General features: G+C 67.1%; 18 protein-coding genes. 9 read left to right on the forward strand and 9 right to left on the reverse strand.

Annotation, left to right across the window (positions count from 1 at the left end; translation table 11 throughout):
- Positions 1-75 precede the first annotated feature (75 nt).
- The 3 genes from EP7_RS00940 to EP7_RS00950 form a co-directional block, all read right to left on the reverse strand.
- Positions 76-1815, reverse strand: a complete 1740-nt coding sequence (locus EP7_RS00940; RefSeq protein WP_463525673.1) for a serine/threonine-protein kinase — start codon at positions 1813-1815, stop codon at positions 76-78.
- Between the two features lie 63 nt (positions 1816-1878).
- The gene (locus tag EP7_RS00945) at positions 1879-2895 is read right to left on the reverse strand and encodes a zinc ribbon domain-containing protein (RefSeq protein ID WP_463525674.1); all 1017 of its coding nucleotides are present in this window, start codon (positions 2893-2895) and stop codon (positions 1879-1881) included.
- Positions 2896-3011: 116 nt separating this feature from the next.
- On the reverse strand, positions 3012-3383 hold the full coding sequence (locus EP7_RS00950) for a hypothetical protein (protein ID WP_463525675.1): 372 nt from the start codon (positions 3381-3383) through the stop codon (positions 3012-3014).
- Between the two features lie 298 nt (positions 3384-3681).
- On the opposite strand from EP7_RS00950, the gene EP7_RS00955 reads away from it, so the two are divergent.
- Positions 3682-6954 (forward strand): Calx-beta domain-containing protein, encoded by a 3273-nt coding sequence (locus EP7_RS00955; RefSeq protein ID WP_463525676.1) that lies wholly within the window; start codon positions 3682-3684, stop codon positions 6952-6954.
- A 250-nt stretch (positions 6955-7204) separates the two neighbouring features.
- Here EP7_RS00955 and EP7_RS00960 read toward each other — a convergent pair whose 3' ends face one another.
- A complete protein-coding gene (locus EP7_RS00960) occupies positions 7205-7540 on the reverse strand; it encodes an ArsR/SmtB family transcription factor (protein ID WP_463525677.1) in 336 nt (111 codons plus the stop codon).
- Positions 7541-7682: 142 nt separating this feature from the next.
- Between EP7_RS00960 and EP7_RS00965 the strand changes: the two genes are divergently transcribed.
- Entirely contained in the window at positions 7683-8729 is a 1047-nt protein-coding gene (locus tag EP7_RS00965; RefSeq protein ID WP_463525678.1) for an LLM class flavin-dependent oxidoreductase, read from the forward strand.
- Positions 8730-8735: 6 nt separating this feature from the next.
- Here the strand turns inward: EP7_RS00965 and EP7_RS00970 are convergent, their stop codons facing one another.
- From EP7_RS00970 to EP7_RS00980, 3 genes are all read right to left on the reverse strand, one after another.
- Positions 8736-12023, reverse strand: a complete 3288-nt coding sequence (locus EP7_RS00970; protein WP_463525679.1) for a M56 family metallopeptidase — start codon at positions 12021-12023, stop codon at positions 8736-8738.
- On the reverse strand, positions 12020-12430 hold the full coding sequence (locus tag EP7_RS00975) for a BlaI/MecI/CopY family transcriptional regulator (protein WP_463525680.1): 411 nt from the start codon (positions 12428-12430) through the stop codon (positions 12020-12022). The genes EP7_RS00970 and EP7_RS00975 overlap by 4 nt, the downstream gene beginning before the upstream one ends.
- 256 nt (positions 12431-12686) lie before the next feature.
- Positions 12687-13715 (reverse strand): exostosin domain-containing protein, encoded by a 1029-nt coding sequence (locus EP7_RS00980; RefSeq protein WP_463525681.1) that lies wholly within the window; start codon positions 13713-13715, stop codon positions 12687-12689.
- A 372-nt stretch (positions 13716-14087) separates the two neighbouring features.
- Between EP7_RS00980 and EP7_RS00985 the strand changes: the two genes are divergently transcribed.
- From EP7_RS00985 to EP7_RS01000, 4 genes are all read left to right on the forward strand, one after another.
- The gene (locus EP7_RS00985) at positions 14088-14765 is read left to right on the forward strand and encodes a methyltransferase domain-containing protein (protein WP_463525682.1); all 678 of its coding nucleotides are present in this window, start codon (positions 14088-14090) and stop codon (positions 14763-14765) included.
- Positions 14762-15886, forward strand: a complete 1125-nt coding sequence (locus tag EP7_RS00990; protein ID WP_463525683.1) for an NAD(P)/FAD-dependent oxidoreductase — start codon at positions 14762-14764, stop codon at positions 15884-15886. Before EP7_RS00985 ends, EP7_RS00990 begins: the two co-directional genes overlap by 4 nt.
- A 104-nt stretch (positions 15887-15990) precedes the next feature.
- Positions 15991-17094 carry a type III polyketide synthase gene (locus EP7_RS00995; RefSeq protein WP_463525684.1) on the forward strand — a complete coding sequence of 368 codons (1104 nt, stop codon included), beginning with the start codon at positions 15991-15993 and terminating at the stop codon, positions 17092-17094.
- 185 nt (positions 17095-17279) lie between these two features.
- The gene (locus EP7_RS01000; protein ID WP_463525685.1) at positions 17280-18194 is read left to right on the forward strand and encodes a DUF4349 domain-containing protein; all 915 of its coding nucleotides are present in this window, start codon (positions 17280-17282) and stop codon (positions 18192-18194) included.
- 205 nt (positions 18195-18399) lie between these two features.
- On the opposite strand, the gene EP7_RS01005 is transcribed toward EP7_RS01000, so the two are convergent.
- Positions 18400-19494, reverse strand: coding sequence for a hypothetical protein (locus EP7_RS01005; RefSeq protein WP_463525686.1), 1095 nt, complete (start codon positions 19492-19494; stop codon positions 18400-18402).
- A gap of 102 nt (positions 19495-19596) precedes the next feature.
- Positions 19597-19938 carry a hypothetical protein gene (locus EP7_RS01010; protein ID WP_463525687.1) on the reverse strand — a complete coding sequence of 114 codons (342 nt, stop codon included), beginning with the start codon at positions 19936-19938 and terminating at the stop codon, positions 19597-19599.
- Positions 19939-20773: 835 nt separating this feature from the next.
- Between EP7_RS01010 and EP7_RS01015 the strand changes: the two genes are divergently transcribed.
- From EP7_RS01015 to EP7_RS01025, 3 genes are all read left to right on the forward strand, one after another.
- On the forward strand, positions 20774-21091 hold the full coding sequence (locus EP7_RS01015) for a helix-turn-helix domain-containing protein (protein ID WP_463525688.1): 318 nt from the start codon (positions 20774-20776) through the stop codon (positions 21089-21091).
- A gap of 104 nt (positions 21092-21195) precedes the next feature.
- On the forward strand, positions 21196-22149 hold the full coding sequence (locus tag EP7_RS01020) for a reverse transcriptase family protein (RefSeq protein ID WP_463525689.1): 954 nt from the start codon (positions 21196-21198) through the stop codon (positions 22147-22149).
- A 41-nt stretch (positions 22150-22190) separates the two neighbouring features.
- Positions 22191-22901 carry a hypothetical protein gene (locus EP7_RS01025; RefSeq protein ID WP_463525690.1) on the forward strand — a complete coding sequence of 237 codons (711 nt, stop codon included), beginning with the start codon at positions 22191-22193 and terminating at the stop codon, positions 22899-22901.
- Positions 22902-23264 lie beyond the last annotated feature (363 nt).

Here is a 23264-nt window from a genome sequence, read left to right on the forward strand (position 1 = left end):
CGATCAAGGAATGCGTCTTATTCCTGCGCGGACGGCCAGCGGGCCGGGCAAGGCGGAGGGATGTCGGGGCGGTGCTCAGGCGGGGGCGGTTTCGGCCTGGGTCTCGGGCAGGTGGTGGGGGTGGGCGATGGGGGGGCCCTGGTCTTGCCACCAGAGATCGGCGCGGTCGAGGGACCAATCGGCGGCGCAGGTGCAGGCGGCGAGGGCGGCTCCCAGGGCCTTGACGTTGGGGTAGCGGTCGCCCCGGTCCTTGGCCAGGCAGGTGAGGATGACTTGCTCCAGGTCAGCGGGAATTCCCGCGACGTAGCGGCTGGGGGGGACGACGGGGTCCCTGGCGTGGGCGATCATGATCGCCATGGCGTTCGAGCCCGTGAACGGGGGTCGGCCGGTCAGGGCGAAGTAGGCGACGGCACCGAGGGCGTAGATATCCAGGCGCGAGTCGAGGTCGTGGCGGCCCAGGGCCTGCTCGGGGGCCATGTAGGTGGGGGTGCCGCTGACGGACTGATCGGCGGTCAACTCGGGGTCTTCGCCGTTCTCGCGGGTGCGCTTGACGAGGCCGAAGTCGAGGATCTTGGCGACGTCGGACTCGCCGCCGCGCAGGGCGACGAAGAGGTTGCCCGGCTTGAGGTCGCGGTGGATCAGGCCCAGGGCGTGGGCCTCGGCCAGCCCGGCGCAGGCCTGGCGCAGCAGGTAGACGACGCGGCCGGGGGGGAGCGGGCCGTGGGCCTCGACGAGTTCGCCCAGGCTCATCCCGGGGAGGTATTCCATCACATAATAGAAGGTGCCGTCGTCGGCCCTGCCGTAGTCGTACACTTCGATGGAATTCGGATGCGAGAGGCGTGCGGCCGAGCGGACCTCGCGCTCGAAGCGGGCGCGGGCCAGCGGCGTGACACCGGCGCCCTCGCGGATGAGCTTCAATGCGCAGGGGCGCTTCAGCAACTGATGCTCGGCCAGGTAGACCTCGCCCATGCCGCCGGAGCCCAGCTTGCTCATGAGCTGATACTGGCCGAAGCGGCGTGCCTGGTGCAATTCCTTGCGTAGCCCGTTCAGGACGTGGGCGCCGTAGATGGACAGCGCGGCCCCGACGACGAGGAACATGACGTTGGAGCCCGCGTGCGAGGCGGTCTTGAGCTGGTGGACCATCTCGGCGGCCTCGGGATGCTCCAGAAGTGCGACCACCGCGAACATCGGCACGATGGCCATCGTCAGGATGACCTTGGCGGCCCCCTTGGCGTCGTTCGGCAGGAACATCCCGTAGATGACCATCAGGTAGACGAGCTGGAAGAGTCCATTCTTGTCATACGTGATGGCGCCCGAGGGATCATGGGCGCGGATATATTCGAGTCCGACGAAGTACTCGGCGAGGGCGAGGACCAGGGTGATCCCGCCGAAGAGGACCAGCTCGGCGCCCCGGACCTGGGTGTGGGTCAGCGGACCCTTGCCCATCAGGTACGCGGCGACGCCGGCGGCGATGAGGAAGCGGGCCAGCATGGAAACCGGCCTGAGCCAGACGTCGACGGTGATCGAGGGGATGGACCAGAGCAGGAGCGAGGCGAAGAGGATGGCCAGGAAGACGGCGGCCGAGGCGAGCCTCGACCTGCGGAGGTCGTCGGTCTCGGTGGTGAGGCTGGCGGCGCCCCCGCGGACCAGCTCGACGGCGGCCCCGCTCGGCTGCGAGGGAAGGATGTCGTCGGCGCCGACGGCGGGGCCGGCGCTCACGGTCGGCTCCAGGTCGATGACATCGACCCGGGGGTCCAGGTGCAGGTCGACGGTTTCGGACGGGTCGCTCGCTGCGTCCGTTTGTCTGGCGTCCATGGGGGCCTTGCTCCGGACGTCTGGGAGAGCCGGTTCAGTGTTCGAGGGATCTCAAGGGGCGGGTCAAGGTTGGCCGGCCCCGGCGGGGTCTGGCGCGGGGGCGCTCCGTCGGCTGTTGCGGCTGAGTTCTCCGAGGGCTTCCTTGCCGACGGCCTTGAGGCCCTCGGAGCGGACGCGGGAGACCTCGTCCACCATGTCCCGCTTGAGCGCCGCGGCGCCGGCCTTCATGCGGCCCGCAATCCCCGCGTCGGCCGGTGCGCCGGCCCGGCCCAGGCCCGGGATGAGTGCGAAGGCGAGGAAGACGAGGCCGACGGTGAGCAGGGGCTCGGCCACGCGCTTGATGGGCTTGTGCAGGCGATGGTAGTTGCGGGCCAGGTAATAGAGGCCGAAGGGCGGGAACAGGAAGGCGACCCCCTGGGGGATCCCATCCTTGAACGGGATGAGCATTAGGTTGGCCAGGCCGCTTGCCAGCCGGCCCGCGTTGAGCAGGACGACGGCGGTGGCACCCAGCAGCGCCAGCGGACGGCTGTGGATGATTGCGCCCAGCAAGATCATCATCAGGAACGGGATGGAGAGGAAATACGTGGTGTCGTTGATGAATCGCAGCGGCTTCTGGCCCGTGCGAACCAGCGATCGCCAGGCCCGCGTGAGGCGCCCCACGGGCTTGCCGGCGAGTCGGGGCGGCGCCTTGCCCGCCTTGCGCCCGGGCGAGGCGAGCTCGTAGTGGTCGGGGCCGTCGTCGTCGTTGAAGTTGTCCAGTGGGCCGGCCGCCTTCATCCTGACCGGCTTGAGGTTCTCGGCGGTGATGGGGGCGAGCCCCACGCTGACGCTGACCTCGTCGAGCCAGGTCGGGCCGGTGCCCCCGGCGACGGCCATCGCGGGCCTGGGCGTCTGCATCGGCCTGGGCGAACCGGCCTCGCGGGGCGGGCGCGGGGTGAGTATGGCGGCGGCGGCGTGCGGATTGGCCGGGGGGACGGCGGCGACATGGCCACACTTCTTGCAGCGTGCCTTGCGGCCGGCCAGGTCGTCCGAGACGTCGAACCGGGCACCGCAGCCCTGGCAAAAAAAGACGATGGCCATCGGGTCGTCCCCTTCCCTCCATTCGGAACCGGACGGGCCCGAATCCGGATCCACGCCCCCTGCTCTGCCCGAATCCACATGACCTTGCGCCGACTCACGTCGTCGGCGTCATGGCCTCAGTAATATACGACGCCGAGGCCGACGAACAGGAGAAGAAAGAAGACCGTCAGATTCTCAGAGAACCGCGACATGAGCCAGAAATAGACCGTCGCGATCAGGAACGTCTTGCCCAGCCAGGTCTGCCAGAGCGTCCAGTCGGGCGTGGGCTGCGGCATCATGATGAAGACGCCGCTGAGGAAGGCGATTCCCGCGACATAGAGGATGCCGAGCATGAAATAGCGGTCCGACAGGAAGTCGAACTTGGCCTGCGCCCGCACCAGGCTGAAGAAGAAGATCAACTTCATGAAGTAAAAAGAGACGAGGAACATCGGGTCGGCCCGCACCTGGTCGCCGGGAATGCCCGGGTTCATTCGACGATGGGGCGTCATCGCCCCGCTCTCGTTTGAGACTAGCACGCGGGCCGTGCGAGTCTCAACAAACCGAGCGCGATTTGTGCGGATTTGGGGCGAGTGAACGGAGTGGGCGGCGGCCCTCCGCGGGATCGATCTTGACAGATTCGGGCGTTTCGATGATTCCTGGCCCCCCACGTCGATCGCCGAGGGTCGTCGGCGAAGCGTCCTCCCCGGGCCTTTGATTGGCCGTGAGTAGGGCGTCGACCCCGAGCCGGATGGCCCCGCTGGCCAGGTCCGACTCCCTCATTTCGCCCCGAAAGGAAGGAGTCCAAGGATGGACGCCAACCGCATCAATCCGTCGTCGTCGCCCGCGTCCGATCCCGCCGCCAAGGCCGAACAGGCGTCCAAGGCCGAACAGACGCCCTCGGCCGGGCGAGCCAGGCAGGCCCCGCCGCGCGGCGGCCCTTCGCGTTCGAGGCGGGTGACGCCGACGCTGGAGACGGTCGAGGCCCGGACGCTGCTGTCGATCGGCCTGGTGAGCCAGAACGCCGCGGGGACGGCCTCGGGCAATGGCGCCTCGTTCTTCAGCGAGGGCACCGCCGGATTGGCCACCTCGCACGTGAGCGCCGACGGCAAGGCGCTCGTCTTCGAGAGCCGCGCGACCGACCTGGTCACCGGCCTGGCCGACTCGAACGGAGACTTCGACGTCTTCGTCCGCGACCTGGTCTCGGGCTCGACCCGCGGGGTTAGCGTGACCCCCGATGGCAAGGCGACTGGCTCCGGCGGCTCGTCAGGCTCGTCGATCAGCCGCGACGGCCGGTTCGTCGCGTTCCTGAGCCAGGCGGGCAACCTGAGCGGCGTCGCGGCGCCCGGGACGGCCGCCGGCGCGGCGGGCAACCTCCTCTACGTCCGCGACCTGTCCGCCAACACCTCGACCCTCCTTGATGCGACCCCCGACGGCAAGCCCGCCGACGGCGGCGCCACCGGCGAATACGCCTTCAGCGCCGACGGCCGCTACCTGGCCTGGGTCGACACCTCGACCAATCTCGACCCCGCCGTCATCGCGGCCAACGCCGCCAAGGCGGACGCGGCCGCCGCCGCCGCGGCCCTGGCGGCGTCGGCTGCGACCCCCAAGTCCGAAGATTCCGCCGCGGTCGATCCCGCCTCGGCCACGACCAGCAAGGATCCCGCCGCGGTCGCCTCGCAAACCTCGACCCCGGCGGCTCCCCCCGCGACGACCCTCGCCGGCCCTCGGCCCGCGTACGTCTACGTGCGCGACCTGTTGGCCGGGACGACGAAAGCGGTCAGCCTGACGCAGGGCGGGACGCTCTCCGCGATCGACGGGCCGCTTGGCTACGCGCCAGCGGCGCAGCTTACGTTCAGTGCGGACGGGAAGTCGCTGGCATTTGCCAGCGCCTCGGTCGACCTGACCGCCGCCAAGCCCGCGGCGGGCGCGGCTGCCTCGACGGCGGCGGCCCCCGTGGTCAACCTGTTCGTCAGCGACCTGGCTTCGGGCAAGACGAGCCTGGCGAGCGCCTCGGCCGACGGCCATCTGGCCTCGGGCGGGGTCTCCAGCCCCGCGTTCAGCCCCGACGGCAAGACCCTGGCCTTCGTCCAGACCATCGGCGGAATCTCGTCGGTGGTGCTGCACGACGTGGCCACCGGGGCCAACCGGGGCGTGGGCCCGACGGCGGGCGTGGCCTCGATGACGGCCCTCTCGTTCAGCCCCGACGGCGCGAAGCTCGCGTTCCTGGGCTCGGCGACCCCCGGGAAGGGGGGCTCGCCCGCGGGCCAGATCACGACGATGCAGTACCCGGCGACGGTCGCCGTGGCCGCGGGCAACGCCTATGTGGTCGACCTGGCCACGGGCGCCGCCAGCCTGGCCAGCCCGAATCAGGCGGGCGCGGCGTCGACGGGCCGGGTGGGGGCCCTGATCTTCAGCCCCGACGGGTCCAAGCTCGCCTATGTCAGCACGGGAACCGACCTGACCGCCAACCCTGCCGAGATCCTGCCCGACACCGGCACCCCGACCCCGACCTTCGACGACGCGGGCGGCGTCTACGTCCGCGACCTGGCCGCCGGCACGACCACGCTCATCAGCGCCACGCCCGACGGCGAGCGCGCCTACGGGTCGTTCGGCGACCTGGCGTTCAGCCCCGACGGCACCAAGCTGGCCTTCCGCGGCAGCACGCTCGACCTGACGGCCAATCCTCCCAACACGGCGGCGGCCGGCGCGGTGGCGTTCACCAATAACTTGTACGTGCGAGACCTGACGGGCGGCACCACCGTGCTCGTCAGCCGGACGCCCGACGGCAAGGCCAGCGGCGGCTTCAACGGCTCTCCGCTATTCAGCCCCAACGGCCAGTGGCTCTTCTTCCTGAGCGGGGCCGGCGACCTGGGTCCGGCGGCGGCCTCGGGCGTGAACCTCTATGTCAGCGACGGGCCGTTCACCGCGGCCTCGCAGGTGGGCTTCTCCTCCTGGGCCTTCAGCGCCCGGCAGGGGACCGGCCAGGCGGTGGTGACCCTGACCCGCACCGGCCCGCTCACCCTGCCCGCGACCGTCCAGTTCAGTGTGCAGGACGGCACCGCCCGCGCCGGGGTCGACTTCAAGGCCACGGCCGGCACCGTGACCTTCGCGCCCGGCGTCTCGACCGCCACGGTGACCGTCCCGCTCATCAAGCGAGGCTCGTTCGCCGGCCTGAAGACGGCCAGGCTCTTGCTGACCAGCCCGCTGGGCGGCCTGTCGATCTCCTACCCGACGGCCACCCTGAACCTGCGAGGCGGGGCCAACGACGGCAACGCCGACGTCCCCGTCTCCACTCCGGTCGTCGTCCCGTCCAGGCCTTCGACGACGCCAGGATCGGGCACGCCGACCAGCACTCCGTCGAACCCGGGAACGGGCACGACCACGCCGAGCACCGGTTCCGGGACAGGGACCGGGTCCGGCGGCACGGCGACGGGGTCCACGCCCGGGAGCCCGGCGGCCGACCCGCGCGGCGAGGTGTCGAACCCAGTGGCACCCGGCATCACTCCCACCGCGACGGCCACGGCCGGCGCGACGGTCGTCTACGGCACGCCGACCGCGGCGGGAAATACGACGGCCGCGGCGACCGGCACCCCGGCCACCACGGCGGCGGGCTCGGCGTCCTACACGGTGGCGACCCCCTACACGATCGCGGCCCCGCTGACGGCGACCAGCACGCGGTCGGGTCCGAGGGTCACGGGCGTGACGACCCTGGGCACGCGCCGGGGCAACGGGGCGATCCTGGTCTCGTTCGACCGGATGGTCGACTCGGCCTCGGCCTCGAATCCGGCCAATTACAGGGTGGCCATCCCCGGGCGAGTCGCCGTCGCACGCAAGGGGGGACGGGTGACCGGGACCGCCGACAAGGCCGTGCCCGTGGCGAGCGTGACTTACAACGCCGCGACCAACACGGCGCTCGTCACCTTGCGCACCCGGACCAAGTCCAATCAGGCGTTGCGACTCCAGGTGCTGGGCACCGACGGCCACCTCACCGACCTGACCGGCCAGGCCCTGAACAGCCCCGGGGCAGGCCAGCCCGGCACCGACTTCCGCGTCGACCTGCTGCCCAACGTCCGCCGCTGACCCGTCCCCGCCGGCCGGCCCCACCGCTACATGGGGGCCGGTCGGTTAGGCGGATCCGATCCACCGCTCCGCCGATCGGGTGATCCCCCCGGGGGTGCGGTTTGACGTCCGGCCAGGAGCGAGCGATTGAGGCCTCGGGAGCTTCGTGGACGCTCCACGCGCACGAAGCATGCCTCAAGCAAGGATTCACACCGATGCCCTGCCCGACCAGGTTGCCTACTGACAGACCGGTCGTCGGCCCGTCTCCCGTTCAGGGGGAGTCGGACGGGGGCAGCGAGTTCTGGTCGTCGGCGAGCCGCAGGACGCAGGCGAGGAGGCCGGGGAAGACCCGGTCGAAGTCGGGATTGAGCGCGACGTAGCAGCGTGTCCCGTGCTTCCGGTGACGGATCAGGCCGGCCTGGCGCAGGGTTTTCAAGTGATGGCTCAGGGTCGAGGCCGCCAGGCCCACGTCCAGGTCGCCCCAGGGGTGCTCGCCCGGGGCAGCTTCGAGCGTCCGGACGATGGTCAGACGCACCGGATCGCTCAGGGCCGCGAGCACTCCGGCCAGGGTGATCTCGTCCGCCTTGGGGTGACGCAGTTGCTTCATGGGCGAACGGGCCTAGAATGAAGTTCGATGTTCATCGAAGATCGATCGACGCAAGGTCCCAACGGGTTCCGGCGTGTCGGCCGTTGCAATTCATTCTAGCATCCGGCCCGTCGGTTGGCACGGCAAGGCCGGAGGAGATCCCATGAGCGACCTCGAGAAAACCCCGTTCTCGCTGCTTGACCTCGTGCCGATCCGTCAGGGTGGGACGGCCGGCGAGGCCCTGGGCAAGGCCCTGGACCTGGCGCAGCATGCTGAACGCTGGGGCTATCGACGTTACTGGGTGGCCGAACATCATAACATCGCAGGGGTGGCCAGCGCGGCGACATCGGTGGTGATCGGTCACATCGCCGGCGGGACGTCGACCATCCGCGTGGGCGCCGGCGGGATCATGCTGCCCAACCATGCCCCCCTGCTGATTGCCGAGCAGTTCGGCACGCTCGAAGCCCTGTACCCGGGCCGCATCGACCTGGGCCTGGGCCGTGCCCCCGGCGGCGACCAGGTGACGGCGAAGGCGTTGCGCAGGACCTTGCGCGGGAGCACTGACACGTTCCCGCAGGACGTGGTCGAGCTGCGATCCTACTTCCAGCCGGCCAGGCCCGGCCAGCTCGTGCGGGCGATCCCCGGCGAGGGCCTGAACGTCCCCCTCTGGATCCTCGGTTCCAGCGATTTCGGCGCGGCCCTGGCCGCCGAGCTGGGCCTCCCCTACGCCTTCGCCTCGCACTTCGCGCCCGACTCCCTGTACCAGGCGCTCGACCTCTACCGAGCCAACTTCCGGCCCTCGGCTTCCCTGGCCAAGCCCCACGCAATGGTGGGCGTGAACGTCTTCGCCGCCGATACCGGCGACGAAGCCCGCCGCCAGTTCACGACCTTGCAGCAGCTCTTCCTGAACCTCGTGCGAGGAACCCCCAGGGAAGTTGCCGCCCCCGTCCCCACGATGGAAGGCCGCTGGAACGCCCCCGAGAAATCCCACGTCGACCGCATGACCCGCGTCTCCGTCGTCGGCGACCCAGACGAGGTCCGAGACGGTCTGAAAGCCCTGATCGCCGCCACCGGGGCCGACGAGCTGATGATCACCGCCCAGATGTTCGACCACGAGGCACGGCTCAGGTCGTTCGAGATCGCCGCAAGCGCCTTTGGAAAGGGTGTGAAGGGCGAGGTCGGGGCGCTCGCCGGTGCGGCCGGACGGTAGAAGCAATCAGGGAAGGAGATCCAGCTTGAACCAACGGAGTGGCCATCTCTGCGGCCCGGAGGTATCGAGCCGGCGGAACTCCGGTTCGTCGTCGAGGGGGACCTGAAAGTCCTCCTCGGGGATCGGCTGGTTGGGCTGGATCTCCGTCACGGCGTACTCGCGCCAGCCGCCCTGGGCGTCGTAAAGGAGGTAGGCCTGAGGCAGAAAAGTCGCTCGATCGAGTTTGAGGACCGCCCTTGAGAACGTGAGCCGGCCTTTGTCGTTGCGCGGGGTGAAGCTGAGGATCCAGAACTCGGCCTCCTCCTTTATGAGTGTCACGTGATACTTGGATAACACTCCTTCGACGCTCAGATTCCAGAAGAACGGCAAGGCGAGTTCCGCCGGGAGACGGCCCCGGTCTTTCAGCACGATTGGCCAGACATGGTGGATTTTTGCCTCGGTTCGGATCTGATGTAACTCGTCGTCGGTCCAGACGACTCGGTTCGTCATGGGACCTCTGCCTCGCCGGGCGAGTTCCACGATCTCGAAGACCGTGCTTGCTCCCTTCTTGAGAATGGACCGTCCGGTGAAGGGCTCATCCTCGACCAGATTCGGGGGTCGGTGCTTTCCGGAAAACTGGACGTCCAGGCTCGTCACCGCAGACGACCGGCGTTGCCATTCGTCGAGGATCGGCCCGAGCCTGGCGTCGGGTTCGGTCGTCGCGTTCGGCCTGGGATCGGCGGCGGGCTGGCCGAGTGGGGCGAGGTCTTCCGCTTTCGCGGGCTTGATGCGTTCGAGCGGGATGTCGCGGGAAATCGCGGCCTCACCTTCTTTGGGATCGATGGCGATGAGCGTATTGGCGTTCAACGCCGCGAGGGTTTCCGGCTGACCGTCGATCCAGCGTTGTCTCGGGCCCGAGTCGTGCTTCGCCTCCGGGAGGGACTCGAAGCCCACGCCCATCCGCCAATCATCCTTCCAGGCCCGCGCGCCGACAACTCCTGGCCCGGGCATGACGACCAGGTTGAAGCGGCCGTCGTCGTCGGTCGTGAATTGGGGCCAGAGGCGGTAAATGTCGTAGCGCGGATAGGTTTTCAGGTGCGGATTACTGAGCGGGATGACGTAGCTCAGGCCGGCACTCACTCCCGCGCCGGTCGCCCTGTCGAAGACCTGGCCGGTGAGCCGGACCCCTCGCTTGAGCTGGAAGTCGATGAAGACTGTGGAGACACCATCGGTCTTTCCCAGTCCTCTGGCTGACTGGAGATAGGGCAACCCGCCATCGAGGCTAGAGAGAAGAGTCTGGTTCTGGCCGAAGTTGTCTCTCGGGGCGATGCCCGCGAGGCGATATCGGCCCTGGGCATCGGCCGTGGTCGAGAGGTTGCGGAGCGGGTTGCCGAGGAACCCGGCGGTCTCGACTCGGGCACCCGGGATCAGCTTGCCGGTGTCGGCGTCGGTGACGATCCCCACGGCCTCGATGCCCGGGTCTGTGATCAGGTCGAAGGTGGATCCATGGTAGACGTCGGCGGGAGCGGGAGGTCCGTTCGCAGGGTCTTGAGTCCGCAGCGGCACCATGGGTCGAGTCACGACGAAGATGGATTCGGTCGCGATCCCTGGGCCGCGGATCAGGAGCGTCGCGATCCGCTCTCGGCCGATTCCTCGAAGCGTGAATAGGCCCTTGCCATCGGCGACGGCCGGGGGATAGAGGGACGTGAAGTCGAATCCAGACCACCAGTTCATCAGCCCGTCCTGGGCGGTCAATGCCTCGCCGCCGGCTTGGATCGCGCGTAGCCAGTCGTCGAGATTGCCCTTCGGGGACCAGCGGATTCCGACGAGTTCGGCAGTGGCGCCGGCCACCGGTCGACCCTTGCTGTCGAGCACCCGGCCGACGATGGGGACGTCGTCCACGGCGAATTTCAGGACGGCCTCGCCGGCCGAATCGGCGAAGGCGGGGCCAAAGCCCTCGGCCATGGCGGCGAGCATCCGCTTCTCGGGCTTATCTGAACCCGGCTTGTGGGCGGGCCCGGCGGGGGGCCGGAACGTGCCGTCGGGGCCGGTGGTCGCGACGAGAGTGAGAGCATAGGACCGGCCGATCTTCCTGTCCTCGTCGGGCTCTCCGTAGACCCTGGCGCCGGCGACGGGCCTGCCGTCGGGGTCGACCACCCTCCCGAGTTTGGAATCAACGCGAATGGATGCTTTTGGGGATTCGGCCGTCGCCGGTTGCTGGGGAGGCCCCGCATTGGCGGGGCTCAGGGTGAGCGAGGCGAGGCCCAGAATCAGGGCGGTGGCGGCGGTGTTGAGGGCGAGGTTCCACCTGCGCGGGCAGGCGGATTCGACCTGGGCATCGAGGTCGAGGAGCATGACAATCCTCCGTTTGAGCTGCGACGGACGCTCGAACAGGGCGAGCGCGCCTCCGGCGGCACGCGGGTAGGCGGGAGAGTGCTGAGACCAGGCGAGGAGGGCCTCGGCGTAGGGGAGGCGGCCGTTGAGTTCGGCCGCGGCGGCGTCGGCGAGTGCTTCCTGGTCGTCCCGGATGCGGCGGCGGAGCCACCAGTAGGCGGGGTGCAGGTAGAGGATCGGCAGCAGGAGACGCAGCAGGGCGACCAACCAGAGGTCGCGGTTGCGGATGTGGGCCCACTCGTGGGCGAGCGCGGCGTCCAGGCGGGACTCGGGGGCTCCCTCGGCGAGGTTGGCCGGGAGGATGATGGTGGGGCGGGCAAGCCCCATGGCCAGCGGTTGATGCAACGATTCGCTGATGAGAAGGCGGGGCGCTGGGCCAAAGTCGCCAACGATCCTTGCGAGGGCCTCGCGGGCGTGCTCAGGGGCCGGTCTGGCCCGGCGCCTGAGCGTCGTGACGCGGCAGGCCCCGAGCGCGAGCCAGGCCAGCATCAGGACGAAACCGGCCAGGAGTGCGGCCCTGATGATTTGCGACCGGGACAATGTGGCGGGGGACATGGGGGCGGTCGAGGGGCGGCGAGAAGGCTCGGCCGTGGAGGGCTCGGGGCGTCGATCGGCCTTCGTGATGCGGCTAATCGTCGGTCGTTCGACCGGATGCATCTGATCTATGCCGGCATGAGCGATTGACAATGCTGTGGCGGTAGGCCCGGCCCGGGGTGGCAGGACGTTGGCCCTCGGCCACGACGGCAGCATGGCGAACGCCAGCAGGCCGAAGAGGCCGAGCAGGGCGGCGCGGGCAACGGCCAGGCGGCGGGCGGGCTGACGGATTGCGGCCGAGGCGAGGCAGGCGGCGAGGAGGACGACGGTCGCGGCGGCGTACCAGTCGAGCGCCGATGGCCAGGGGGTTTCGAAGGGGCCGATCATCGAGATCCCCCCTTCTCTCCTCGCGCCTGGGCCTGTTTCTTGGCCTCGGCGATCAGGGCCTCGATCTCCTCGAGCTCGGCGAGCGAGGGCTTGCGCGACTGGAGGGCGCGGGCGACGTACTCGCCCATGGCGCCGTCGAAGACCTGGTCGAGGAACCCTCCGGCCAGGCTGCGGAAGACGCTGTCGCGGCGGACCTTGGCGAAGTAGGCGTAGGCCTTGCCGGCGGGCTCGTGGCCGACGAGCCCCTTCTGCTCCATGGTCTGGAGCAGGCTGAGCGCCGTGGTGTAGGCCATGCCCCCCTCGCCGGGCTCGAGCTGGTTATAGACTTCGCGGACGGTGCAAGGGCCGCGGGCCCAGAGGACCTTGAGCGCCTCCAGCTCCCGCGAAGTGGGGGTGGGATCGGCCATCGTCGTCTCCTACGGGAAGAGGCGTAGCAGCGGATCGTATGGTACTGTCCGTCCCGTAGAAGTCAACGGGTCGTTCTGCGTGAATTCCGCAGGTGGGACGTGCCCGGCCGATGAGGACGGCATCGCCGGGCCCGCTGGCCTTGGGGTTCGCGTTCAGGATGCGGGCCGCCGCATCAAGCCGGGTCCGGACCGCTGCCGAGAGCCAATCGGCCCCGGGGCATCGCGGTCTCGGACGATTGCTCGCGGCCCACCGCGTTCACTTTCGAAGGCCGAGGAGGCGGGCACCCTTCGACTTGGTCTGCTTCAGGAGCCGTTTCAGGTGATAAGGCCGAGCGAACTGGAGCCAGGCGAGGGAGGAGTCGACCCTTCTGGAGATGGGGCCCGTCTCCTGAAGGAGCAGGGCTTGAGAGGCGATCCAATGGAACATCTGGTCGGGCCCGAAGTTGTCTTCCCAGGCCTGACGGGCCGCCTTGCCCATCGCGACGGCGTCCGCCTCGCGCTCGCGGAGGATGGCCGGGATGCGGTCGATCTGATCCTCGCGGATGCGCAACGAGCATCGACCCCAGTCGATCCCATCGGGCTCGACCCATGCATCCGAGACGATGATCGGGGCCCGCCCCATCTCGAGCGACTCGAAGACCCGGAAGCTCGACGACCCCGTCCCCCGAGGGCAGAGGCTGAACTTGCTGGCAAGCGTCATCTCGACGTAATACCGCTTCATCTCGTTCAATCGAGCCTCATCCCCCGCGCGGATGGCATCCACGAACGGGCCTGAGGTATCCTCGAGGAGGATCCGATCGTCCCGGAGCTGGAGCATCCTCAGGCGAACGGCCTTGTTCTTGGCGCTCCCGATGAACGAGGCGAGCCAACCGACGTCGGTCGGCATCTGGTCGAGCGGGCAGTAGCGAAGGAACGGGTTCGAGTCGACGAGGTAAGGGCCTGAGCGGGCGACCGACCTGCGGTGCCATCCGCGTTCCATGGAGGCATAGATCCCCGGCATGAGCGGCACGATCCGATCCATGCCCGAGATGATGACGCTCTTGTCGCGATACTTGCGGAAGACCGGGTCGCTGCGGATCTGTTCGAAGTAGGGGCCGCTCGCCGAGTCGTCGCGATGGGATTCGCAGAAGAGAATCAGATCCGCCCGGTCCGGGGCATCGACCGTCTCGTGCTCTCGCCGGCGATCGGTGGCGGCTGCGGCTTGCAAGACGCGCAGGGGGACCAGATTCGCGTCGCCCTCGGAGCCCGACTTTTCCGCGACGCTGGTCAGATAGATGCGTGCCATGTTGGACTCGAGTTGCCCCTTGGATCAGATCGGCCGACGTGGTCGGGGCCGTCGAGGAGCGTCCCTGCGAGATGACCCGATGCCCACTCCGCGAGGTCTCGATTCTCCGATCGCGGGGCGTCCGGTCAATGGGGAGCCGGCCCACGGCGGATGCGGGCGGGTCGAGCGTCCCGGTCTCATGGCCACGCCCGGCGATGAGGTGCCCTGGCCGTGCGACTGCCGGCCGAGGTGAGGTCATGCTCGACGCCGATGCCCGCCGCGCTTAGAACTAGCGGTGCGTCGGGCGTCGGTTTACGGAGCGGTGAGATTGGCCTTGGGGGTGGGATGGGCCTTGTGAGCGATTTGAGGACCCGGCACAGGACGCCGGAGGTGATGGATCAGCCGGGGCTGGACGGCGCGGCGCATCGCGAGGCGCTGGAGGCCTTGCGGCGGGTGAACGGGCTGAGCGCCGGGGTCCGGGCGGTCTGGCCCCTGATCCGGGCGTTCTCCGAGGAGCGGCGGCGCAAGGGCGACTCGCGGCCGGTCCGCGTGCTGGACCTGGCGACCGGCGGCGGAGACTTCCCGGTCCGGCTCTGGAAGCGGGCCCGGAAGGCGGGGGTCGCCCTGGAGATCGCCGGGTGCGACATGAGCGACCTGGCCGTGGACCACGCCTCGGCGCACGCGTTGAACGCCGGCGCGGCGGTCCGGTTCTTCCGGCATGACGTGCTGGCCGACCCGCTGCCCGAGGGGTACGACGTGCTGACCTCGTCGCTCTTCCTGCATCACCTGGACGAGCCCGAGGCGATCGAACTGCTGAGGCGGATGCGCCAGGCGGGCGAGCTGGTGCTGGTGGACGACCTGCTGCGATCTCCCGTGGGCTGGCTGCTGGCCTATGCGGGAATCCGGATCCTGTCGCGGTCTAAGGTGGCGCATGTCGATGGTCCATTGTCGGTCGAGGGGGCGTTCACCTGCGAAGAAGTCAGGGAGTTGGCCCGATTGGCGGGCTGGCCCGAGGCGGACGTGACCCCGCGCTTCCCTTGCCGGTTCCTGCTGGTCGGGCGGCGGGCATGACCATCGACTCCTATGACGCGGTGGTGGTGGGCGCGGGCCCTGCCGGGTCGATGACAGCCCGCGAACTGGCGAGGCGCGGGGCGCGGGTGCTGCTGGTCGACCGGGCGACGTTCCCTCGATCGAAGGTCTGCGGCTGCTGCGTCAATCCTCGGGCGTTGCATGTGCTGGAACTGGCGGGTCTGGGCGGCCTTGCGGCCAGCCTGGGGGCGGTCCCGCTCACGAGCATGGAGCTTGCCAGCGGCGGGCGGCGTGCCGTGATCGGGCATCCGCTGGGCGTCGCACTGTCGCGTGAGGCATTCGACCTGGCCTTGATCGAGGCGGCAATGGACGCGGGGGCGAGCTTCGAGCCTGGGACGACGGCGACACTGCTCCAGCGGGATGATGACGGCGGGCGAGGGGTCAGGCTGCGGCGCGACGGCGTCGAGTGGCGGGTTCGAGGTCGGTTCGTGGTCTCGGCGACGGGCCTGGCCGATTCGCTGGCCGAGGGAGGCGGGCCTGCGGGGGGGCGCGGGCACCGGCTTGCCGCGGGTTCCAAGATTGGCGCGGGTTGCGTGGCCCCTCGGGTGCCCGACGGGTACGCGGCCCATCGGATCTGGATGGCCTGCGGGGCCGATGGGTATGTGGGGCTGGTTGCCCTGGAAGACGGCCGGCTCGACCTGGCCGCCGCGATGCGGCCCGAGGCCGTCCGGGATGCCGGCGGGATCGGTCGGCTGGCGGCCGAGATCCTGGCGACGGCCGGCCTGCCGCCGGTCCCCGGGGTGGAATCGCTCGCCTGGAAGGGGACGCCCGCGCTGACCCGGACGGCGCATAAGTTGGCCGAAGGGGGCGTCTTCCGGGTGGGGGACGCCGCCGGCTACGTCGAGCCATTCACCGGCGAGGGCATGGCCTGGGCGCTGGCTGGGGCCCTGAAATTGGCCGAGATCCTGGCCTGCGGAGACCCCTCGACGGCCGAGCGGGCCTGGGCTGAAGCCCACCGCCGCGAGGTGGGACGGCGGCAGGTTGTCTGCCGGGCGGCGAGGCTGGTCTTGCGCACACCCTGGATGATGCGGGGTCTGTTGCCTATCCTGAGAGGATGGCCGACCCTGGCAAGGCCGGTGATCCGGGCGATGCACCACGCCTGACCCCCTCGACGGGCCCCCCTCAAGCCACGAGCGAAGAGGCGGATCGGGCCGATCCCGGCCCTCGTTCGCCCCAATCCGAATTTGCAGAACCGAAGGATCAGATGATGAAAGCCGCGTTGCTCGGCGTGGGGACGGCAGTCCCTGCGCTTCGGATCAGCCGCTCGGAATCGGTCGATGCCGCCGGAACCCTCTGTGCGGAGACCGACGATCACGCCGGGCTGCTGGAGAGCCTGTATCGGCAGGCGGGCGTCCAGTCGCGACACATCGTGTTCAGCCGAGAGGAGTTCCGTCGCGTCGTCTATGACGAGGGGGACTTCCAGTCGGCCTTCAGCTCCAAGGGGAAGGGCGACCTCGGGCCGTCGACCTCCGAGCGGATGACCCGGTACGAGCGCGAGTCGGTGCCGCTGGCGCTGGAGGCCAGCCGGGCGGCGGTCGCGGAGGCGGGCATTGATGTCGGCTCGATCACGCACGTGGTGACGGTCTCGTGCACCGGGATGTCGGCGCCCGGGATGGACATCGCCCTGATCAAGGGGCTGGGGTTGCAGGCGACCGTCGAGCGGACGCACGTCGGGTTCATGGGGTGCCATGGGGCTTTGAATGGATTGCGGGTGGCCCGGGGCCTGATCGCGGCCGAGCCGAACGCACGGGTCCTGCTTTGCGCCGTCGAGCTTTGCAGCCTGCACTATTCGTATGGCTGGAACCCCAAGAAGGTCGTGGGCAACGCCCTCTTCGCCGACGGTGCCGCGGCCCTGGTGCTTGGGGCCGAATCGGAGAAGCGTGGCGACGGCTGGCGGCTGGCGGCGAACGGTGCCTGCCTGTTCCCGGACTCAGAGAAGGCGATGGCCTGGAATGTCCGCGACCACGGCTTCGACATGATCCTGTCCTCCCGTGTACCCGGCCTGATCGCCGAGCACCTGCGGCCCTGGCTGGTCCGCTGGCTGGCCGGGCATGGCCTGCGCATCGAGGACGTCGCGAGCTGGGCGGTCCACCCCGGCGGCCCTCGGGTCCTGACGTGTGTGGAAGAGGCCCTGGGGCTCCCCGAGGGGGCGACGGAGGTCTCGCGGTCGATCCTGGAGTCGCACGGGAACATGTCGTCGACGACCGTGATCTTCATCATCCAGGAGTTGATGCGTCGGGGTGCGGGCTTACCCTGCGTCTCGCTCGGGTTCGGGCCCGGGCTGGCGGCCGAGGCGGCCCTTTTCGCCTGACCGGAGCAGGCCGGAGGATTCCTTCGGCGGGTTGTCGCGTGACCTCGTCCCCCGACCGATCCGCTCGAAGGGATCCGATCCTCGTGCCCCGAAGGAAGGCGACCGGCGATCGCTAAGATTTGCCGACCCCGCACGTTATCCTGGTAGGCATCCCTTCAGCCGACCTTGGAACGTGAGGTATTGTCATGGCGACTCAGTGGGCGCGTTACCTGGCCGCGTGCGTCGTGACGATCCTGGGCGGTTGCTCGGAGGTCCAGTACGAATCTTCCTCGGCGAAGATCGCTTTCTCGCCCAGGTCGCCTGCGCCTGTTCAGGCAGAGCGGGCGGCCACGCCGGCAGCGGACGCGACGACCGCTTCTCCGATGACGCCGGGCGGGGAGGTTCCGCCCGCGATGCCCCGCAAGATCATCTACAACGGATATATCGATCTCGTCGTCGACGACCTCGGCGGCGTCGAGTCCAAACTGATGGCGCTGCTCAAGGGGAGGAACGGCTACGTCTCGGAGACCAATGTCTCCGGTTCGCCCGGTTCGCAACGCTCCGGCGCGTGGAAGGTCCGCGTGCCGGCCGAGCACTTCACCGAGCTGATGGCCACCATCGCCGGGCTGGGAGAACTGCGGTCGACCCGCACCGACTCGCAGGACGTGAGCGAGGAGTTCTACGACATCGAGGCCCGGATCGCGGTCAAGAAGCAGGAGGAGAAGCGGCTCCTGAAGATTCTCGACGAGGCGGCCGGGAAGCTGAAAGACATCCTGGAGGTCGAGAAGGAATTGAGCCGGGTCCGCTCCGAGATCGAGCAGATGGAGGGGAGGCTCCGCTGGCTCTCCCACAACTCCTCCCTGAGCACGATCAGCCTGACCGTCACCGAGATCAAGGACTATGAGCCGCCGGTGGCGCCGACCTATGCCCAGCAGGTGACGCGGCGTTTTCAGGCTTCGATGACGAGCGTCGGCGAGTTCCTCTTGCAAGCCTCGCTATTCGTCGTGGGAATCGTCCCCTGGCTGGTCGTGATCATCCCCGCCGGTGTTCTCGCCTTGCTCGCCTTCCGGCGGTTCAGGGCACGCGTGGCCCTCAGGGCGCCTCATCCCCTTCAGTCGTAGAAGGGACGGGCCGGAGAAGCCTGAACGAAGGGAAACGGGGTAAGGGCGACGCAGTTGGCCCGAAACCGGGCCAGACGGCCGGCCATCCGAGCAATTCCCGCAGGGTGGGCACCGCCCACCGAGGGGGCCAGGGGATTGCCCGCTCCCCTGCCCTTGGATCACCGTCTTGTCAAAGAACCCCACATCCCGCGAAGGCCCGCCAGCCTCAGCAGGAGGCCAGCGACGCCGCGGCCACCCTGCGACGCTCATTCGACTGCCGCAACTTGCGTGAATTGCGAGACTTGGGTTTCAAATCGGTGGTCGCGGCGACCAGCCCGCCCGGGGCCACCATCGGGCCCAAATCGGTCCCGCCTTGCATCCCGCTCGGGGCCGTCATCGCCGCGGCGAATTTGCCCCGATCGGCCAGGTTTGGCCCCTCGCGTTGGGTTCGTTCGGCGCGGGCCTCGGGCTGGCTGGCCGGGTCGGCCGGCTCCTGGGTCTGGCCGCTTGCGCGGGCCTTCCCCTTGCTCAGCAGGTCCATCGCCCACCGCATCCGCCGCAGGCTGGCCGTCTCGTAGCGACGGATCAGGGTCAGCGTCGGGTCGGCCACCACGTCCAGGCCCTGCATCGCCGCCTCGCGCATCTCGGCCTCGATCGCGTCGAGGGCCTGCTCCTTCCGATCCATCAGCCGGCCGAGCTGGTTCTCGACCAGCTCGAACCGGAACGCGAGCCCGTCCGGCCCGTCGGCGTCGTCCAGCGGGCTGGGCAGCTCGCGCAGGTCGGGATCAATCCCCAGCATGTCCAGGGCGAGTGATTGCTGGGCCTCGGTCCACCCGCCGTTGCAGTCCAGGGCATACCCCAGCATCTTCCAGCGGTCGATCAGCCAGTCGCACCCCGGCGCCGACGACGCCAGCTCCATCGCCGTCTCGGCCGGCCGCGCGGCCAGCGTACGCGCCTCGCGTGCGATCGAGGCCTTGCGCTCATCCTCCCAGCAATGTTCGGCCCGACGGGCCTTGAAGTCGCGGGCCAGCCGCTCCTCGGCCCTGCACCGCTCGACCCGCAAACTCTCCACCGCGACCGTCTCGACGAGCACCCCTTCGAACGCATCAACCGGCCCCAGAGCCTCGCGGCACTCCTCGGCCCGAACCCGCAGCGCCTCGGTCTCGCGCTCAAAAAGCACCACCCCGACCCCGGCCAGCCCATGAACCAGGCTGTTCCGCCGAGACTTCGCCTTCCCCTCGGCCGTCCTGGGCCCGGTGCTGAGCGCGGCATTGCGGCGATTGGCGTCGATGCGCCTCTGGCTGGTGGCAGTCGTACCCATGGGGCTGCGTCGCTTCCTTGGGAGGTGCTCATTCGAGCGAGATCAACACCGGCGGCGGTGTGGCCGGGGACACGCACCATCGCGCCATCACCCAACCTGATCTCATCGTATCCCCGCATCCAGGCGGTCGTCCACGCTAAATAAGGAAAATGGGCGAGATTTTCCGAGGAGGCAAGTTGGCCAGATCAGGCCGGATGACGGGCAGGGAGAACGGATCGAAACGCAGGCCGATTCTTCCTTGTCCTTGTCCTTGTCCTTGTCCTTGTCCTTGTCCTTGTCCTTGTCCTTGTCCTTGTCCTTGTCCTTGTCCTTGTCCTTGTCCTTGTCCTTGTCCTTGTCCTTGTCCTTGTCCTTGTCCTTGTCCTTGTCCTTGTCCTTGTCCTTGTCCTTGTCCTTGTCCTTGTCCTTGTCCTTGTCCTTGTCCTTGTCCTTGTCCTGAACCAAGAATGTTGGCCCATATCTGATGAGCTTCGTACAGCGGAGAGGAATGTCGGGGGCTCATGCGAACTCGAGACAGTCCGGAGCAGTTCGCCAAGTTTTACGCGAAATCCAAGGCGACCGCGAAGCCGGAGCGGGGGGAAAGTAGAATCTCCGTTTCCCGAGTGCGACCATTTTTTCTGTGCAAGTGGACCAGATCTGCTTGTAGGAAATTAACCACAAGTTGAAGACTTTTCGGAAACCGGCTTGACGTCACGTTAAAGTGAGGCTTTAATGATGACGGACAGTCCGAGCCTCCTAAGCACGTGCTTGCATGTTGCCCTATGGGCCTGAAACGGTCTGCTTCCCGACGGCCATTTCTCGAAAGAGGAAGGCACGAGGGCGATCAGATCGAAGTTAGACGCGGGGTGGGGGTAGGTGGGCGGTCATCGGGCCGCGCGTTCCTCATTTTCCTAGGCGGGTGTCTGCGAGACGGGCGTTCCAGTCGCGTCGCAGGCACTGTGGTTGGGGTCAACGTTTGGCCCCGTCGCAGCCCCTAGGAGGTATGTTCCATGAGAGTTCATGGTTCCGGATTGTCCCCCGGCCGCACGAGTTCCAGGGAGAGCGATAGGAATCGACGGATCGAAGTGATCATCGATTTCTGGAACAAACTCCGGACGAATGAGCAGTTGGGTGCGACCACATGGAGCGTGCTAGAGCCCCTGGAGCGAATCGTGACAGACGCCTTTTCCACATCGCCGAAAAACCTGAATAAGGCCGATGCGGCGACGGCTGAGGCGTTTTCTCACATTCTCGGCTTCACGGAACTCTAGCACGCTCCAACCAAATCACGGGCACAGGCATGGCGATCCCGCTGGGAAAGACTGCCCGCAATCTGCGGGAGACGGTCGGCCTCACTCAGAGGGCGATGGCGGAAGAATTGGGGATTTCCGCGGTCCACCTCTGCAACATTGAGAAGAACAAATCGGTGCCGTCCCAGGACATCTTGGATCGGTACCGTGCGTTGTGGGGGGTCGACCTCTACGTCCTAGCCTGGTGCCTGCACGGTGACATCGGCAGCCTCCCCGAGTCGCTGCGAGCCGCGGCAGCGGCGATCGCGGAGGGGTGGCAGAAGGAACTGGGCGTCAAGCTGAAGAAGATCCGTGCGGGGCCCGATTAGCGATGCTCAACGTCCGATCCCTGCGATGCCTGGCGACGATCATGGGGGTTTCGGTCGGGGCCTTGCACAGGGGGGTGTCTGGGGCCGAGCAGGATCACCGCGAGTTGCTGCTGATCGACCCGCGGAAGCCAGACAAGGTCCGGGTCGTCCTGGACGTCTTCGGGCTGCGGAAGCAGCTCCTCGGTTCCTTGTATAAGAGACTATTCCTCAAAAGACTCACCCCTTCGGTGTTCAGCCACGGAGGGGTGCGAGGCCGGTCGATCGTCAGCAACGCGAACGCGCACCGGGCGTCCGTTCACGTCTATAAAGCGGATATTTCCGACTTCTTCCCCACGATTCATCGCCAGAAGGTCTACGACACGATCGTTGGGAAATTCGGATGCTCACCTGACGTCGCCAGCATCTGCACCCGGCTCTGCACGCACAATCATCACCTCGCCCTCGGCCTGACGACGAGCCCGATACTCGCGGATCAGATCATGAGCAGGGTCGACGAACGGATCGGTGCGGCGTGCAAGAAGGAGGGGCTCGTGTACACCAGGTTCGTCGACGATATGACGATCAGCGGAAGTTTCGATCTCGAGCAGAGCGGATTCATCAATCTGATCGCGAAAATTGTCAAGCAGGATGGCTTCGAGATCAATGCGTCGAAGAATACATTCGGCAGGCTCTCCGACGGCCTGTCCATAACAAGCCTGCGTATCCGCAAGGGAAGGCTGGATGTGCGGAGCGAATATTGCGATGAGGTAGAGAGGCAGATCAGGGATGCAAGATCCTTAATCGATACCACTGAGAACTTTGAAGGGCCATATTTCACGCCGACCCAGATTTTCGGCAGGGTTCAATTCGTATCGACGATCAATCGCGGCAGGGGCTATCGCCTCCTGCGTCAATACAGGTCGGTTGACTGGAGCAGGGTGGTGGAAGCGGCCGCTCTGGCCGGACTAGTCGTGTGCAGAATTCACCTGGTTCCACGTAATTCTGGGAGTCAACCGATTCCTCCAGGAGAGAATTTGCCGGAGATTCAGGAAAAACTTCAAAAAGAATTCGATGGCTGAGTCATTGACCCTCCAGTTTATACCTGTGGAGTCGCAAGAAGATGCTTATCGACATCATGAAGCAGCTCGGCATCGTCTTTGGCGGTACGACTGCTGCCGTTGTGGTGCTTGCCTACCTAAGTCGGTCGCTTCTGACCCAACGCTTCGCTCGGGATATGGAGAGGCACAAGGCCGAACTGAAAGTGAAGACCGACGCTGAGGTTGAGATCCTAAAGAGCAAGCTCAAAGCGCAAGGCGACCTTGAGATTGAGCGACTAAAACATGACCTAAGGCTACAGTCCTTCGAGCACGAAACCCGCTACCGGAGACTTCACGAGGATGTAGCAAAAACGATTTCCGAGACCTATCCTCTTCTATTAGAACTATACAATAATATAGCGACAATGGTTTCGCCTGCTGAGTTTTCATGGCAGCCCTCCAAGGATGAGTTGATAGCCATGGCCGAAGCTAGCTCCAAGAAATTCGTAGAGTACTTCACCGCTCACCGCCTCTACTACCCCAAGGATCTGTTTAAGAAGATCGAGGATCTCAATGGGATTTTAACTAAGACTGCCAATAAATTTAAGATGGCCTATGAACGGGACAAAGCCGGTAAGGTGGATGCGTTGCTTGAGTGGAACGCGGCTTGGGTAGAAATAATGGAGAAGGCCAGCCCGCTGTTCGGCACGATGCATGATGACTTCCAGCGTATCCTGGGCTTCAGGGAACGGGAGCCTGAAGAGCCAATCAAACCAATCCCGCCAACCCCTTGATGCTCATCTACTTCCTCTCTCTGCGAGGAGCGACGTTGGTGATTGACCGACGCCGTGGACGCAGGCCCGGACCCGATGAGTCCCGTACGACGGAGAGGGATGTCGGGGAATCTCCCATGCGAGCGCGATCCAGTTCGGGCCGGATCGCCAAGTTTCACGCGACATCCAGGGTGGTCGCCACGCCGGAGTGAGGTAAGAGCCGAACGACCGCTTTTTTCTGAATGGGGGCAGGTCATTTCGGCAAGTTGGCTGATTGGGTAATTTGTAATCGCGATTCTTCGCTCGGTGAGGTCACTTAAAAGAGAATACGCATCATGAATGTCGCCATCTCGATGATAAAGCGGCTCTTTGAACTGAATGCCC

This window comes from Isosphaeraceae bacterium EP7 (assembly GCA_038400315.1).
Classification (GTDB): domain Bacteria; phylum Planctomycetota; class Planctomycetia; order Isosphaerales; family Isosphaeraceae; genus EP7.